The sequence below is a fragment of the Pseudonocardia terrae genome (assembly GCF_021343995.1).
Classification (GTDB): Bacteria; Actinomycetota; Actinomycetes; order Mycobacteriales; family Pseudonocardiaceae; genus Pseudonocardia; species Pseudonocardia terrae.
In genome coordinates this window covers 133,135-147,499 of sequence record NZ_JAJTTE010000012.1, presented here as the reverse complement: position 1 = coordinate 147,499, position 14,365 = coordinate 133,135, and the positions used below count along the sequence as shown (strand labels likewise).

15 protein-coding genes are annotated in these 14,365 nt (G+C 73.8%); 8 read left to right on the top strand and 7 right to left on the bottom strand.

All coding sequences use genetic code 11. The features are described from left to right. Positions 1 to 4 precede the first annotated feature (4 nt). The gene (locus LWC33_RS10790; protein ID WP_233304145.1) at positions 5 to 892 is read right to left on the bottom strand and encodes an alpha/beta fold hydrolase; all 888 of its coding nucleotides are present in this window, start codon (positions 890 to 892) and stop codon (positions 5 to 7) included. Positions 893 to 1,010: 118 nt separating this feature from the next. Between LWC33_RS10790 and LWC33_RS10785 the strand changes: the two genes are divergently transcribed. The 3 genes from LWC33_RS10785 (at position 1,011) to LWC33_RS10775 (ending at position 3,418) form a co-directional block, all read left to right on the top strand. Next, on the top strand, positions 1,011 to 1,697 hold the full coding sequence (locus tag LWC33_RS10785; protein ID WP_233304144.1) for an O-methyltransferase: 687 nt from the start codon (positions 1,011 to 1,013) through the stop codon (positions 1,695 to 1,697). A 76-nt stretch (positions 1,698 to 1,773) separates the two neighbouring features. Beyond that, positions 1,774 to 2,931, top strand: a complete 1,158-nt coding sequence (locus LWC33_RS10780; protein WP_233304143.1) for an acyl-CoA dehydrogenase family protein — start codon at positions 1,774 to 1,776, stop codon at positions 2,929 to 2,931. Then, complete coding sequence (locus LWC33_RS10775; RefSeq protein WP_233304142.1) at positions 2,924 to 3,418, top strand: GNAT family N-acetyltransferase; 495 nt, start codon at positions 2,924 to 2,926, stop codon at positions 3,416 to 3,418. Before LWC33_RS10780 ends, LWC33_RS10775 begins: the two co-directional genes overlap by 8 nt. A gap of 77 nt (positions 3,419 to 3,495) precedes the next feature. Here the strand turns inward: LWC33_RS10775 and LWC33_RS10770 are convergent, their stop codons facing one another. Beyond that, positions 3,496 to 3,894: a cytochrome c oxidase subunit 4 gene (locus LWC33_RS10770; RefSeq protein WP_233304141.1), complete on the bottom strand. Its 399-nt coding sequence runs from the start codon at positions 3,892 to 3,894 to the stop codon at positions 3,496 to 3,498. Positions 3,895 to 3,907: 13 nt separating this feature from the next. Further along, positions 3,908 to 4,879: an aa3-type cytochrome oxidase subunit II gene (gene ctaC, locus LWC33_RS10765; protein ID WP_233304140.1), complete on the bottom strand. Its 972-nt coding sequence runs from the start codon at positions 4,877 to 4,879 to the stop codon at positions 3,908 to 3,910. Positions 4,880 to 5,122: 243 nt separating this feature from the next. On the opposite strand from ctaC, the gene asnB reads away from it, so the two are divergent. After that, positions 5,123 to 7,075 carry an asparagine synthase (glutamine-hydrolyzing) gene (asnB, locus tag LWC33_RS10760; RefSeq protein WP_233304139.1) on the top strand — a complete coding sequence of 651 codons (1,953 nt, stop codon included), beginning with the start codon at positions 5,123 to 5,125 and terminating at the stop codon, positions 7,073 to 7,075. 100 nt (positions 7,076 to 7,175) lie between these two features. Here asnB and LWC33_RS10755 read toward each other — a convergent pair whose 3' ends face one another. The 3 genes from LWC33_RS10755 to LWC33_RS10745 form a co-directional block, all read right to left on the bottom strand. Further along, complete coding sequence (locus tag LWC33_RS10755; protein WP_233304138.1) at positions 7,176 to 8,177, bottom strand: carbohydrate kinase family protein; 1,002 nt, start codon at positions 8,175 to 8,177, stop codon at positions 7,176 to 7,178. Positions 8,178 to 8,240: 63 nt separating this feature from the next. Continuing rightward, the gene (locus LWC33_RS10750) at positions 8,241 to 8,609 is read right to left on the bottom strand and encodes a HesB/IscA family protein (protein ID WP_037040814.1); all 369 of its coding nucleotides are present in this window, start codon (positions 8,607 to 8,609) and stop codon (positions 8,241 to 8,243) included. A gap of 135 nt (positions 8,610 to 8,744) precedes the next feature. Next, positions 8,745 to 9,887 (bottom strand): glycerate kinase family protein, encoded by a 1,143-nt coding sequence (locus tag LWC33_RS10745; RefSeq protein ID WP_233304137.1) that lies wholly within the window; start codon positions 9,885 to 9,887, stop codon positions 8,745 to 8,747. Positions 9,888 to 9,921: 34 nt separating this feature from the next. On the opposite strand from LWC33_RS10745, the gene LWC33_RS10740 reads away from it, so the two are divergent. The 4 genes from LWC33_RS10740 to LWC33_RS10725 all read left to right on the top strand — a co-directional run bounded on the left by LWC33_RS10740 (position 9,922) and on the right by LWC33_RS10725 (position 13,034). Beyond that, a complete protein-coding gene (locus tag LWC33_RS10740) occupies positions 9,922 to 10,566 on the top strand; it encodes a DUF3043 domain-containing protein (RefSeq protein WP_233304136.1) in 645 nt (214 codons plus the stop codon). Beyond that, complete coding sequence (locus LWC33_RS10735) at positions 10,563 to 11,129, top strand: bifunctional adenosylcobinamide kinase/adenosylcobinamide-phosphate guanylyltransferase (RefSeq protein ID WP_233304153.1); 567 nt, start codon at positions 10,563 to 10,565, stop codon at positions 11,127 to 11,129. Before LWC33_RS10740 ends, LWC33_RS10735 begins: the two co-directional genes overlap by 4 nt. Positions 11,130 to 11,233: 104 nt before the next feature. Continuing rightward, on the top strand, positions 11,234 to 12,295 hold the full coding sequence (gene cobT / locus LWC33_RS10730; protein ID WP_233304135.1) for a nicotinate-nucleotide--dimethylbenzimidazole phosphoribosyltransferase: 1,062 nt from the start codon (positions 11,234 to 11,236) through the stop codon (positions 12,293 to 12,295). Positions 12,296 to 12,302: 7 nt separating this feature from the next. Further along, entirely contained in the window at positions 12,303 to 13,034 is a 732-nt protein-coding gene (locus LWC33_RS10725; protein ID WP_233304134.1) for an adenosylcobinamide-GDP ribazoletransferase, read from the top strand. Positions 13,035 to 13,202: 168 nt separating this feature from the next. Here the strand turns inward: LWC33_RS10725 and LWC33_RS10720 are convergent, their stop codons facing one another. After that, a complete protein-coding gene (locus LWC33_RS10720; protein ID WP_233304133.1) occupies positions 13,203 to 14,312 on the bottom strand; it encodes a branched-chain amino acid aminotransferase in 1,110 nt (369 codons plus the stop codon). Positions 14,313 to 14,365 lie beyond the last annotated feature (53 nt).

The window sequence follows — 14,365 nt, the reverse complement described above, 5'->3', positions numbered from 1 at the left end:
CCGGCTACACCTGGTGGTCGGCCAGGAAGCCGAGCACGGTGCTGGTGAACACGTCGTTGTCGTCGCCCGCGACCATGTGGCCGGTCGCCGAGACGTCGATGTGGACCGCGCCGGGGATGAGCTGCAGCAACTCCTGCACCCCGTCGGAGCTCACGATGTCCGACTGGGCGCCGCGAACCAGCAGCGTGGGCACGGTGACCCGGGCGGCAGCGGCCGCGGCGCGCTCGTGGGTCGCCGAGCGCCGCGGCTCGTCCCCGACCCGGAGGAAGGCGGGATCCCAGTGCCAGTACCAGCGCCCGTCCTCGCGGAGCCGGACGTTCTTGCGCAGGCCCTCCGGGTTCGGCGGCCGCTTGCGGTGCGGGTTGTAGGCGCGGACGGTCTCGGCGACCTCCTCGAGCGAGCCGAAGCCGTCGGGGTTCGCACCCATGAACGCCATGATCCTCGCGACGCCGTCGGGTTCGACCCGAGGGACGATGTCCACCAGCACCAGGGCGCGGGCCACGCCGCCGTGCTCGCCCTCGGTGACCAGCGCGGTCATCCCGCCCATCGAGGCCCCGAGCAGCAGCGCGGGTTCGCCCACCTGCTCCGCGACCGCGAGCAGGTCCGCGTTCAGGGCGTCGGTGCCGTAGTCGCCGTCGGGCGCCCAGTCGCTGTCGCCGTGCCCGCGGGCGTCGAGCGCGATCGCGTCCCAGCCGGCGTCGGCCAGCGCAGCGGCCGTCCGGAACCAGGAGTGCCGGGTCTGGCCCCCGCCGTGCAGCAGCAGCGCGGGCCCGCGGCGCTCACCGGCCGCGGGCCACCGGTCCCCCACCAGCTTGCCGGCGGTGCCGTCGAACACCACCCGCTCGCCGCCCGCGGCCCGTCGCGCCGACCCCGGATCGTTCGCTTCCGACATGTACCGCACCCTAGGCGGGTCCGCCGGCCGGCGACGGGAGGCGTGTCCGACCCGACACGGTGGACGCGGCGATACCGGCCCCCTGGCTCGCGGCCCGTCGGAGGGCCAGGCTGGGAGCATGAGCGACAGCACCAGGGACGGCGCGAAGGACGGCGCGAGAGACAGCGCCGTCTGGGGCCGGGTCGACCGCTACCTGGAGGCCGCCCTCCTCCCCGAGGACCCGGTGCTCGGCGCGGCGCTCGCCCGCAACGCCGAAGCCGGGCTGCCGGCGATCGACGTCTCCCCCGCCCAGGGCCGCTTCCTGCACCTGCTCGCCCGGATCGCGGGCGCCCACCGCATCCTCGAGATCGGCACGCTCGGCGGCTACTCCACGATCGAGCTGGCCCGCGCCCTCCCGTCCGACGGCACGCTCGTGACCTGTGAGTACTCTCCCGAGCACGCGGCGGTCGCGCAGGCCAACCTCGAGCACGCGGGCCTCGCCGACCGCGTCGAGATCCGGGTGGGAGCGGCGCTGGACACCCTGCCGACGCTCGAGGGCCCCTTCGACCTCGTGTTCGTCGACGCGGACAAGCAGAACAACGCGGCCTACCTCGACCACGCGATCCGCCTCGGCCGTCCGGGCACCGTGATCGTCGTCGACAACGTGGTCCGCGGCGGCCGGGTCCTCTCCCCGGGCGACCCGTCCACGGACGGCACGCGGCACATGTTCGCGGCGCTGGAGACGGAGGACCGCGTGGAGGCGACCGCGCTGCAGACCGTCGGCACCAAGGGGTACGACGGGTTCGTCCTGGCGCGGGTGCGCTGAGCGGAGTTCGGAGCGCGCGGAGTGATCCATCAGCGCTGAGCTAGCGTCGGTGGCGAAGGAACGAAAGGAGCAGCCGGTGGACGTCGACGACCTGACACACGTGCTGGAGTCGGTGCGGGACTTCATCCGCACCGAGGTCGTGCCGCTCGAGGAGCAGATCGACGAGCAGGACGTCATCCCGGAGCGGATCGTCACGCAGTGCAAGGAGATGGGGCTCTACGGCTTCACCATCCCCGAGCAGTACGGCGGGCTGGGGCTCTCGGCGTACGAGGAGGTGCAGCTGGCCATGGAGCTCGGCTGGACCACCCCCGCGCTGCGGTCGCTGTTCGGCACCAACAACGGGATCGCCGGGCACGTGCTGCTGGAGGGCGCCACCGACGAGCAGAAGAAGGCGTGGCTGCCGCGGCTGGCGTCGGGCGAGGTCACGGCCTCGTTCGGGCTCACCGAGGCCGACGCCGGCTCCGACCCGTCGGCCCTGGCCACCACCGCGAAGCGCGACGGCGACCACTGGGTGATCAACGGGTCGAAGCGGTACATCACCAACTCGCCCGTCGCCGACGTGATCATGCTCTTCGCCCGGACCACCCCCGAGGCCAAGGGCAACCGCGGCATCTCGACCTTCCTGGTGCCCAAGGGCACGCCGGGGCTCTCGATCGGGCCCAAGGACAAGAAGATGGGGCAGTCCGGCGCCTGGACCGCCGACGTCCACCTCGACGACGTCCGCGTCCCGGCCGACGCCGTGATCGGTGGCGAGGAGGGCGTCGACCAGGGCTTCCGGATCGCCGCGAAGTGCCTGGCCCACGGCCGGCTGCACATCGCCGCGGTGTGCGCGGGTATGGCGGCGCGGCTGGTCCACGAGACCACCGAGTTCGCGAAGACCCGCGAGCAGGGCGGTGCCCCGATCGCGCGCTTCCAGCTGATCCAGGGCCTGGTGGCCGACTCGGTCACCGACTACTACGCCGGCCGTGCGCTGGTGCTCGAGACCGCCAAGGCGTTCGACGCCGGCACGGACCGGATCGCCGGGCCCGCCGCCGCGAAGTACTTCTGCTCGGAGATGGTGGGCCGCGTGGCCGACCGGGCGGTGCAGGTGCACGGCGGCGCCGGGTACATGCGGGGGGTGCCGGTGGAGCGCTTCTACCGCGACGTGCGGCTCTTCCGGATCTACGAGGGCACCAGCCAGATCCAGCAGGTCATCATCGCCCGCGACGCGCTCGGCCCGGCGGCCCGTGGCTGACGTGACGTTCCGGGTCGCGGGCCGGGAGGACTGGCCCGCGATCTGGCCGATCTGGCACCGCGTCGTCGCGGCCGGCGACACCTACACGTGGGACCCGGAGACCTCGGAGGAGCAGGCGCGGGCCCTCTGGATGCCCCCGCCGCCCGCGGCCACGATCGTCGCCGAGCGGGACGCGGCCGTCGTCGGGACAGCCCTGCTCAAGCCCGTGCAGCCCGGGCCCGGCGACCACGTGGCCAACGCCGGGTTCATGGTCGACCCCGACCGTGCCGGCGGTGGTATCGGCCGGGCGCTCGCCGAGTTCACCCTCGACGAGGCGCGCCGCCGCGGCTATCGGGGGATGCAGTTCTCGGCGGTCGTCGCGTCGAACGTCCGGGCCGTCGGGCTGTGGGAGTCCCTCGGCTTCACGATCGTCGGTACGGTGCCCGAGGCCTTCCGCCACCCGCGGGACGGGCTGGTCGGGCTGCACATCATGCACCGCGCCCTCTGAGTCCCCGAGAACGCCGAGTCCCCGAGAACGCCGACGGCGCCGGATCCCCGCGGGGGTCCGGCGCCGTCGACCGTGGCTCAGTGGCTCGCGGGGCGGATGTGGTACTCGAAGACGAGCCCGCCGACCGCGATCAGCAGCAGCACGCCGGCGATCACGATCAGCCACCAGAAGAAGAACGCCAGGCCGACGCCGACCAGCGCGGCGCAGCCCGCCACGGCGATCGGCCAGTAGCTGCCGGGCGAGAAGAAGCCGACCTCGCCGGCGCCGTCGGAGACCTCGGCGTCCGGGTTGTCCTCGGGCCGCTCCTCGAGCCGGCGGGACACGAACCGGAAGTACGTGCCGACGATCAGCGACAGTCCGCCGGTGAGGAACAGCGCGGCGATGCCCACGGCCTCGTGCGTCAGGACCGTGTAGACGATCGCGGCGACGAAGAAGAAGGCGGTGCAGATCTCGAAGATCCGGGATTCGACCTTCATCGCTGGTCCTCCCTCAGTTCCCGGCCGCGACGGGCTGGGCCTCGGCCTGGGCACGCTGCCCACGGTCGGTGAACGGACGGGTCGTGATGGCCTCCGGGGCGCACCACTGGCCGCAGTTCAGCGTGGCCAGGGCCTCCTGGGCGGTGTACGGCACGCCCGTGGCCGGGTTGTTCGCCTTGCGGAGCGCGATGTACCGGTCGTACAGGTCCGGGTTGAGCGCACGGACCTCGAAGTTCATCGACGCGTGGTACGTGCCGCAGAGCTCGGCGCAGCGGCCGACGAACGCGCCCTCGTGGTCGATCCGGTCGATCACGAAGGTGTTGTCCGTGTCGTTCTTCTCCGGCATCGGGAAGACGTCCCGCTTGAAGAGGAACTCCGGCACGTAGAAGCTGTGGATCACGTCGTTGGACGCGATCGTGAACTGGATCGAGCGCTGCGTGGGCAGGACCAGCAGCGGGATGGTGTTCGACGTCCCGATCGTCTGGACCGGCTTGCCGTCGGCCGCGATCTGGCCGGGGTAGGTGAACTCCCAGTTCCACTGGAAGCCCGTGACCGCGACGTTCATGTCGGTCGGCGTGTCCTTGTCGACGTACTGCTGGACGGCCACCGTGAAGCCGAAGAGCACGGCCACGATGATCGTCGGGATCACCGTGAAGACGATCTCGACCGGCAGGTTGTACTGCGTCTGCCGCGGGACCGACTCGTCGTCGCCCTTCTTCTTGCGGTGGAACGCCACCGCCCAGAACATCGCGCCCCAGGTGATCACGCCGACGCAGAGGGCGGCGATCGCCGCCCAGGTCCACAGGTGACGCATCTGCTCGGCCTCGGGCGTGACGCCCACCGGCCACCCGAAGCGGATGGCGTCCTGGACCGAGCATCCGGCCAGGAGCGGAATCGTCAGCAGCCCGAGACCGGCGAGCTTCGCCGCCCGGACGTACCCGGTACGGCCACGCACGGTCGTGCCGCCGCGCTCCGATCGGCTCACTGCCCGCCGCCTTCCCCTCGTCCGCGTGGTGTTCCCACCACACCCTTTCCTCGTTCCGACCAGCGCAAACCCGATCGGCCCGGGCCGGTCAGGCCGAGGGTCCGGACGCCCGGGACGGGGCGGACCTTCGACCACGCGTAGAGACTAGCCGAGCAGATCCGTCCGACGCGCCCCCGGGGGTCCGGCCCCTGCCGCATGACCCGTCCGGGGGTCCCCGGTCCGGGACCGCCATACTTGCTCCCTGTGTGCGGACTGCTGGGACTGCTGACCGCCGGCGCTGACGCGGCCGACCGGACCGAGGCCATCGCCGGCGCCCTGAGGTGCGCTCGGCACCGCGGGCCGGACGAGAGCGGCACCTGGAACGACGCCGACGTGGTGCTGGGCTTCAACCGCCTCTCGATCATCGACGTGGCGGGCTCCCACCAGCCGCTGCACTGGCCGCCGGCGCCGGCCGAGGACGCGGGGCGCTACACCATCGTCTTCAACGGCGAGGTCTACAACTACCTCGAGCTGCGCGACGAGCTCGCGGGGCTGGGCGCGGAGTTCGCGACCGAGGGCGACACCGAGGCCGTCGTGGCCGCCTTCCACCACTGGGGCGCCGAGGCCGTCACCCGGCTGCGCGGGATGTTCGCCTTCGCGATCTGGGACGCCCGGGAGCGGCAGCTGTTCGTCGCGCGGGACCCGTTCGGCATCAAGCCGCTCTTCCTCGCGTCCGGGCCGACCGGCGTCGCCTTCGCGAGCGAGAAGAAGAGCCTCCTCGAGCTGGCCCCCGAGCTGGGCATCGCCGGGTCGGACGAGCTGGACCCGGCCGCCCTGCAGCACTACCTGATCCTGCAGTACGTCCCGGAGCCGGAGACGCTGCACCGCGCGATCGGGCGCGTCGAGTCCGGCACCTACGCCACGGTGAAGGCCGGCCAGCAGCCCGTGCACCACCGCTACTTCCACCCGCAGTTCGTGTCGCTGCCCTCGCACGCCCCGGCCAGCGCCGAGGCGGAGGCGATCGTGCACGGCGAGATCACCGAGGTCCTGCGGGACTCGGTGGCCAAGCACATGCGCGCCGACGTCACCGTGGGCGCCTTCCTCTCCGGCGGCATCGACTCCACGGCCATCGCCGCGCTGGCCAAGGAGCACAACCCGGACCTCATCACCTTCACCACCGGGTTCGAGCGCGAGGGCTACTCGGAGGTCGACGTCGCCGCCGAGTCCGCGGCGGCGATCGGCGTGCGGCACGTGGTCCGCACCGTCAAGCCGGACGAGATGATGGAGGCCCTGCCGCTCATCGTCTGGTACCTCGACGACCCGGTGGCCGACCCCGCGCTCGTCCCGCTCTGGTTCATCGCCCGCGAGGCCCGCCAGTACGTCAAGGTGGTGCTCTCCGGCGAGGGGGCCGACGAGCTGTTCGGCGGCTACACCATCTACCGCGAGCCGCTGTCGCTGTCGCCGTTCGAGAAGGTGCCGGGCACGCTGCGGCCGCTGCTCGGTCGGGCGTCCCGCCGGCTGCCGGAGGGCATGCGCGGCAAGGACCTGTTGCGCCGGGGCTCGCTGCGGCTCGAGGAGCGCTACTACGGCAACGCCCGGATCTTCCGGGACGACCAGCTGCACGAGATCCTGCGCCAGTACGACCCGCGGGTCTCGCACACCGACGTCACCGCCGCGCACTACGCGGCCTCCGAGAAGTGGGACCCGGTGGCGCGGATGCAGCACGTCGACCTCTTCACCTGGCTGCGCGGCGACATCCTGGTCAAGGCCGACAAGATGACCATGGCCAACTCGCTGGAGCTGCGGGTGCCGTTCCTCGACCCGGAGGTGTTCCGGATCGCGTCGGCCCTGCCGCTGGCGCAGAAGATCACCGGCGGCGCGAGCGGCACCACCAAGTACGCGCTGCGCGGGGCGCTGGCGCAGGTCGTGCCGTCGCACGTGCTGAACCGACGCAAGCTGGGCTTCCCGGTGCCGATCCGCCACTGGCTGCGGGACGAGATGTACGCCTGGGCCCGCCAGATCATCCGCGACTCCGGGGCCGGTCACCTGGTCGACCTGCCGGCGGTCCAGGCGATGCTCGACGCCCACCGCGAGGGCCCGGTCGACCACAGCCGCCGGATCTGGACGCTGCTGGTCTTCCTGATCTGGTACGGCATCTTCGTCGAGCGCCGGATCACGCCCGAGGTCCCCGAGCCCGCCTACCCCGTCACCCTGTAACCGCGAGTCGGCACTCCCGGGCGACCGAACTACACATCGCGGTCGCCCGGGATGTGTAGTTCGGTGACCGGAGAGTGCCGACTCGCGGACCGTGCAGCGGTCAGGCGGGGAGGGCGGCGGCGATCTCGGCGGCGGCGTCGGGGCCGTAGGCCTGCTGCAGGCGCTCGAGGGCGCTGCCCCGGTCCCACCGCCACTCCTGGGGCCCGTCCGTCTCCAGCACCAGCACCGCGACCAGCGAGCCGAGCTGCGCGGCACGCTCCAGCGACAGGCCCCGGCCGGTAGCGGCCAGGAAGCCGGCGCGGAAGGCGTCGCCGACGCCGGTCGGGTCGACCTTCGCCGTCTCCGGCACAACCCCGACCTCGAGGGCGACGCCGTCGCGCCCGACGATCTGCACGCCCTTCTCACCCAGCGTGGTGATCCGTGTGCCGACCTTCTCCCCGACCTGCTCGGGCGTCCAGCCGGTCTTCTTGAGCAGGAGCTCCCACTCGTAGTCGTTGGTCAGCAGGTACTGCGCGCCCTCGACGAGCTTCCGGATCTCCGAGCCGTCCAGCCGCGCGAGCTGCTGCGACGGGTCCGCGGCGAAGGCGTAGCCGCGCTGCCGGCACTCGTCGGTGTGCCGGACCATCGCCTCGGGGTCGTTGGCGCCGATCAGCACCAGGTCAACCCCGCCGACCCGCTCCGCGACGGGCTGCAGCTCGATGAGCCGGGCCCGGGCCATCGCGCCCGCGTAGAACGAGGCGATCTGGCGCATGTCGTCGTCCGTGGTGCAGACGAACCGGGCGGTGTGGACGTCGTCGAACACGTGCACGCCGCTGGTGTCGACGCCGTGCCGGTCGAGCCACGAGCGGTAGTCGGCGAAGTCCGCGCCGACCGCCCCGACCAGCACCGGCGACTGCCCGAGCACGCCGAGCGCGTAGGCGATGTTGCCGGCGACGCCGCCACGCTTGATGGTCAGCTCGTCGACCAGGAACGACAGCGACACCCGGTCGAGCTGCTCGGCGACGAGCTGGTCCGCGAACCTCCCCGGGAAGTGCATGAGGTGGTCCGTGGCGATGGATCCGGTGACGGCGATACGCACGTCGGGACACCTTACGTCAGACATGACGGAACCCCCGGGTGAAGAAGAGGTGACCTTCTCCGACCCGGGGGCCCGCGACGCCGGGACTCAGTTGAAGGAGTCGCCGCAGGCGCAGGAGCCGCCCGCGTTCGGGTTGTCGATGGTGAAGCCCTGCTTCTCGATCGTGTCGACGAAGTCGATGACCGCGCCCTGCAGGTACGGCGCGCTCATCCGGTCCACGCCGACCTTGAGGCCGTGGAAGTCACGGAACAGGTCGCCGTCGAGCGAACGGTCGTCGAAGAAGAGCTGGTAGCGCAGACCGGCGCAGCCACCGGGCTGCACGGCGATGCGCAGGTGCATGTCGTCGCGGCCCTCCTGCTCGAGCAGGGAGCGGGCCTTGAGGGCGGCGTTGTCGGTCAGCTCGACGCCGTGGGTCTCCTCGGCGGCGCCGGCCTCGACGGTGTTCTCGACGGTCATGAACTCTCCCAACAGCGCACGTGACGGAACTGTTCCCGGCGACCCGGGAGTCGTACCGCGACCCATAGTAGGCCCTCCCGCCGACACCCTCCCGGGCCTGCGGGGATCCACCCTCCGCCGAGCGGGTGATCCGGGTCACCGGCTCAGCGGGGAACCGCCCCACCGGCGCGCGACGTGCTCGGCCAGCGCCGACAGCGTGCCCGCGGGGTCGGCCATCGAGGCCTCGATCCCGCCCGCGTGCTCCGAGGCCGAGTAGGCGGCGTCGACACCCGCGGCGGCCGCCTCCCGCCGCCCCACGCTGACCCGCCCGGCCAGGACGACGCACGGCACGCCCCGCTCGGCCGCCGCGCCCGCGACCGCGGTGATCAGCTTCCCGCGCAGCGACTGCCAGTCGAAGCTGCCCTCGCCGGTGACCGCCAGGCCGCCCTCGGCGGCGACGGCGTCGAGCGCGGCGTCGAGCCCCAGGAGCCGGCGGACCAGGCCCGCCCCGGACTCCCGGCGCGCACCGAGCGCCAGCAGCGCCGCCCCCAGGCCACCGGCGGCACCGGCGGCGGGCTCGTCGCGCACGTCCCGGCCCGTCGCCCCGGCGAGAACCCCGGCCCAGACCGCGAGTGCGGCGTCGAGCGCCGCGACCGTCGCCTCGTCGGCCCCCTTCTGCGGACCGAACACCGCGGCGGCGCCGTGCGGGCCGAGGAGCGGATTGTCGACGTCCGCGGCCGCGACCAGCGACAGCCCCGCGTCCGGGGTGCCGGACAGGCGGACGCACCGGCCCAGGTCCGCGCCGCCCGGCGGCAGCTCCGCGCCGGACGCGTCGAGCGGGGCGGCGCCGAGGGCCGCGAGCATGCCCGCACCCCCGTCGGTGGTGGCCGATCCGCCGAGCCCGACGACGGCCTCCGTGCAGCCAGCGGCCCGGGCGTCGAGCAGCAGTTCGCCGACCCCACGCGTGGTGACGCGCCCCGCCACCTCCGGCGTCCGCCGCTCGCGGGGCACGTGGTGCAGCCCGCACGCCGCCGCCGACTCGACGTAGGCGACCGTGCCGACCTGCAGCCACGGCGCGGTCACCGGGTCGCCGAACGGCCCCGTGACCTGCGGTTCGTGCAGGATCCCGCCCAGGCGCTCCTGCAGGACGTCGACGAAGCCGGTGCCGCCGTCGGCCAGCGGGAGGCGCTCGATCCGGGCGTCCGGCACGGCGCGCAGCCAGCCCTCCGCGATGGCGCCGGCCGCCGCCCGCGCGCTCAGGGTTCCGCCGAAGGAGTCGGGAGCGACGACCACACGCACACCGCGCACGCTATCGCCCGTACCCTGTGGACCTGTGAGGTTCCTGCGCCGCTCCGACGATCCCCCGGCATCCGCGTCCGTCGACACGGACGAGGCCGAGGGCACGCAGGAGAAGAAGCCGCTCGATCCGCGCTGGACGCAGGGCAAGGGCAAGCCCACGCCGAAGCGCCGGGACGCCGAGACCAAGCGCCGCGGCCCGGCCCCGCCCCCGCCGAAGACCCAGCGTGAGGCCTCCCGCCTGGCCAAGGCCAACCGCCCGAGCAAGGACGAGCGCCGCGCGCAGGCCGCGGAGCGCCGGGCCCGGATGGACGCCGGCGACGAGCGGGTGCTCCTCCCCCGCGACCGCGGGCCGGTCAAGGCCTACATCCGCGATGTCGTGGACTCCCGCCCGCACCTCATGGGCCTGTTCATGCCGCTCGCCGTGGTGGTGCTGATCTCGGTGCTGCTGCCGATCCCGTCGGTGCAGCAGTACCTGAGCCTGTTCAGCCTGGTCGTGCTGTTCGTGATGGTGGTGGAGGGCGTCACGCTCGGCATCCGCATCACGAGGCAGACGCGGGCCAAGTTCCCGAACGAGCAGATCAGCGGGCTCGGCACCGGCTGGTACGCCTTCACCCGGGCCAGCCAGATCCGCAAGCTCCGCGTGCCCAAGCCGCGGGTGCAGCGCGGGGCGCAGGTCTGAGAACCCTCGTCCTGGGCGGCACCCGGTCGGGCAAGTCGGGGTACGCCGAGGCGCTGCTGCCCGCCGACGCCCCCGTGCGCTACGCCGCCACCGCCCGCCGCCGGCTCGACGACCTCGAGTGGGAGGCCCGGATCGCCCGGCACGCCGCGCGTCGCCCGGCCTGCTGGACCACGGTCGAGGAACCCGACCTCGTCGCCGAACTGGCCCGCGGCGGGCCGTTGCTGGTCGACGACCTCGCCACCTGGCTCACCGGCGTCCTCGACGACACCGAGGCCTGGGAGGCGCCCACCACCCCGCCCGGGGTCGACGACGCCGTCGCGACCCTGGTCGAGGCCGTGCGCCGGGCGCCGTCGTCCGTCGAGGCGTCGTGCGTGCTGGTGTCGGCCGAGGTCGGGCTGGGCGTGGTGCCCGCGACCCGCGCCGGCCGGCTGTTCCGGGACGAGCTCGGCGCCCTCAACGCCGCCCTCGCCGAGGTCTGCGACGAGGTGGTGTTGCTGGTGGCCGGCCTGCCACTGCGCCTGAAGCCCGCCGCAGGCCGAGTGATCGCCGCCTCGGACCGCTGAAGGCCACGGGCGGCCGCGGACGGTCCGGGACAGCGATCAAGGGCAGGCGAGCCGACGGGTGGGCTGCCGCGGCGCCTGCCCAGGCCGGACGGTAGGAAGGGCGCGTGAGCGAGAGCCCCTTCCCTGCCGTCCCCGCACCCCATCTCGAGGCGCGGCGCGAGGCCGTCGCCCGGTACGAGGCGTTGGCGGTGCCCGCGGGCGGGCTGGGCGTGCTCGCCGACCTGGGCCTGTGGCTGGCGTCGATGCAGGGCGTCTGCCCGCCGCGGCCGCCCTCCCGGGCGCGGGTGGTCGTCGTCGCGGCCGACCACGGGATCGCCGCCGCCGGCGTCTCGGCGTACCCGCCGGAGGTCACCGCGCGGCAGGTCGCGGCCGCGCTGGAGCAGTCCGCGCCGGTCGCGGTGGCGGCGTCGGTGTCCGGGGCGTCGGTCCGCGTGGTCGACGTCGGGCTGGACCGCGAGGCGATGCTGCCCGGGCAGGAGCGGTTCAAGGTCCGCCGGGGCAGCGGCCGGATCGACCGCGAGGACGCGCTCACCGCCGCCGAGGTCGAGAACGCGATCCGGATCGGCCGCGCCCTGGCCGACGAGGAGGTCGACTCCGGCGCCGACCTGCTCGTCCCCGCCTCGCTGGGCGTCGGCGCGACCACCCCGGCCTCGACCCTGGTCTCGGCGGTGACGGGGGCCGAGCCGGTCGCCGTCGTCGGGCGGGGGTCCGGCATCGGCGACGACGCGTGGATGCGCAAGGCCGCCGCCATCCGCGACGCCCTGCGCCGGGCGAAGCCGCACCTGCGCGACCCGCACGCGCTGCTGCGCACGGCCGGCGGCGCCGATCTCGCGGTCCTCACCGGGTTCCTCGTGCAGGCCGCGCTGCGGCGCACCCCGGTGCTGCTCGACGGGCTGGTCGTCGGGGCCGCGGGGCTGCTGGCCGACGAGCTGGCCCCGGGCGCGCACCAGTGGTGGCTCGCCGCGCAGCACTCCCCCGAGCCCGCGATGACGCTCGTCCTGCAGCACCTGCAGCTCGTCCCGGTGCTGGACCTGCAGGTCCGCCAGGGCGACGGCACCGGCGCGGTCACCGTGCTGCCGCTCGTCCAGGCGGCCGCCCGGCTGCTCGGCGAGACCGCGACCGCGGAGGCGAGCGGGATCGCGCCGGTGCGCGCGGTCAGCGGATGAGCGGGGCATGAGTGCGCTCGCCCTCGCGCTGAGCTGGCTCACCGTCCTGCCCGTGCGGACCGGCGCCCCGTCGGCGCGGACCGCGGCCGGGGCGTTGCGCTGGGCTCCGCTGGTCGGGGCCGGGCTGGGTGCCGTCGCAGGGCTGGTGGTGTGGGGCCTCACCGCGCTCGGCGTGCCCGGACTGGTGGCCGGCCTGCTCGCCGTCGGGGTGCTGGCGCTCGGCACGCGGGGGATGCACGTCGACGGGCTCGCCGACACCGCCGACGGCCTGGGCTGCTTCGGCCCGCCCGAGCGGGCGCTGGCGGTGATGAAGGACGGCGGCGCGGGGCCCTTCGCCGTCGTGACGCTGCTGGTGGTGCTGGGCATGCAGGCGGGATCGCTGGGGGCGCTGTCCGGCTGGCAGGTCGTCGCCGGTGCCGCGGTCGCCGTCGCCGGCGGGCGGGCGGGGTTCTGCTGGATCGCCCGGCGCGGGGTACCGGCGGCCCGGCCGGGCGGGCTCGGCGCGATGGTCGCCGAGTCACAGCCCGCCTGGGTGGCGCCGCTGTGGTGGGTCGTGCTGGCCGCCGCGGGCTACGCGGTCGCGGGCTGGCGCGGGCCGGCCGGAGTCGCGCTCGCGGCGGTCCTCGTGGTGGCGCTCTCGGCGCACACCGCGCGCCGGTTCGGTGGGATGTCCGGAGACGTGCTGGGTGCGGCGGCGGAGCTGGGCACCGCCGCCGTCCTGCTGCTCCTCGCCGCGTGATCGCGTCGTGGCTCCATAACGCGCTCCACGCCTCGGTCCGAGCGCGTTATGGCTCCATGACGCGCTCCACTCACCGGCCCGACAGCGTTATGGCTCCATGACACGACCCACGCCCGGGCCGTGCGTCAGGGGTCCCTGCCGCTGCACCAGGGAGGAGCCGGCGTCAGATCAGAGCGCCGTCATCCACCCATGGGTGTCCGTGCCGCTGCCCCGCTGGATGTCGGTGAGCAGCGTGCGCAGGCGCGTGGTGATGGCGCCCGGCTGCCCGTCGGCCACCCGGACCGACCCGACGCCGGCGCCCTCGCTGAACTTGACGGCGCCGACCGGGGTGATCACCGCGGCGGTGCCGCAGGCGAAGACCTCGGTGATGGTCCCGTCCGCGCACCCGGAGAGCCACTCCTCCGCCGAGATCTTGCGCTCGGTGACCTGGCAGCCGATCTCCTTGCCCAGCGTGAGCAGCGAGTGCCGGGTGACGCCCTCGAGGATGCTGCCGGACAGCTCCGGCGTGACGAGCTCCGCGGAGTCGCCCGAGCCGAGGACGAAGAACAGGTTCATCCCGCCCATCTCCTCGACCCACTTCTTCTCCGCGGCGTCGAGGTAGGCGACCTGCGCGCACCCCTGCTGCGCGGCCTGGGCCTGCGGCAGCAGCGAGGCGGCGTAGTTGCCGCCGCACTTCGCGGTGCCGGTGCCGCCGAGCGCGGCGCGGGTGAAGTCCGTGCACAGCCAGACGTCGACCGGCTTGACCCCGCCCGGGAAGTACGCGCCGGCCGGCGAGGCGATCAGCAGGAACAGGTACGAGTCGGCCGGCTTCACGCCCAGCCCGACCTCGGTGGCGATCATGAACGGGCGCAGGTAGAGCGACTCCTCGCCGCCGGCCGGGGGCACCCAGGCGCGGTCGACGTCGATCAGCTCGCGCAGCGCGGCCATGAACTGCTCGTCGGGCAGCTCGGGCATGCCCAGGCGGACGGCGGACCGGCGGAACCGGGCCGCGTTGGCCTCCGGCCGGAACGACGCGATCGTGCCGTCCGGCTGCGTGTACGCCTTGAGGCCCTCGAAGATCTCCTGCCCGTAGTGCAGGACCATCGTCGCGGGGTCGAGCGCGATGGGCCCGTACGGCTCGACCTTGTGGTCGTGCCAGCCCTCCGCGGACGTCCAGCGGATCGTGACCATGTGGTCGGTGAAGTAGCGGCCGAACCCCGGTGCGGCCAGGATCTCGCTGCGCCGCTGGTCGGAGGCCGGCGCGGGGTTCGGGATTCGGGTGAACAGCGGCGCGTTCATGAATGAACGGTAACCCGACGGGCAAGGAGCGCGTCAGCCGGTCGGGAGTCCGA

Coding starts and splice junctions, on each gene's coding strand:
- LWC33_RS10790 (WP_233304145.1), bottom strand. CDS start 892: ATGTCGGAAGCGAACGATCCGGGGTCGGCGCGACGGGCCGCGGGCGGC.
- LWC33_RS10785 (WP_233304144.1), top strand. CDS start 1,011: ATGAGCGACAGCACCAGGGACGGCGCGAAGGACGGCGCGAGAGACAGC.
- LWC33_RS10770 (WP_233304141.1), bottom strand. CDS start 3,894: ATGAAGGTCGAATCCCGGATCTTCGAGATCTGCACCGCCTTCTTCTTC.
- LWC33_RS10755 (WP_233304138.1), bottom strand. CDS start 8,177: ATGTCTGACGTAAGGTGTCCCGACGTGCGTATCGCCGTCACCGGATCC.
- LWC33_RS10750 (WP_037040814.1), bottom strand. CDS start 8,609: ATGACCGTCGAGAACACCGTCGAGGCCGGCGCCGCCGAGGAGACCCAC.
- LWC33_RS10725 (WP_233304134.1), top strand. CDS start 12,303: ATGAGTGCGCTCGCCCTCGCGCTGAGCTGGCTCACCGTCCTGCCCGTG.
- LWC33_RS10720 (WP_233304133.1), bottom strand. CDS start 14,312: ATGAACGCGCCGCTGTTCACCCGAATCCCGAACCCCGCGCCGGCCTCC.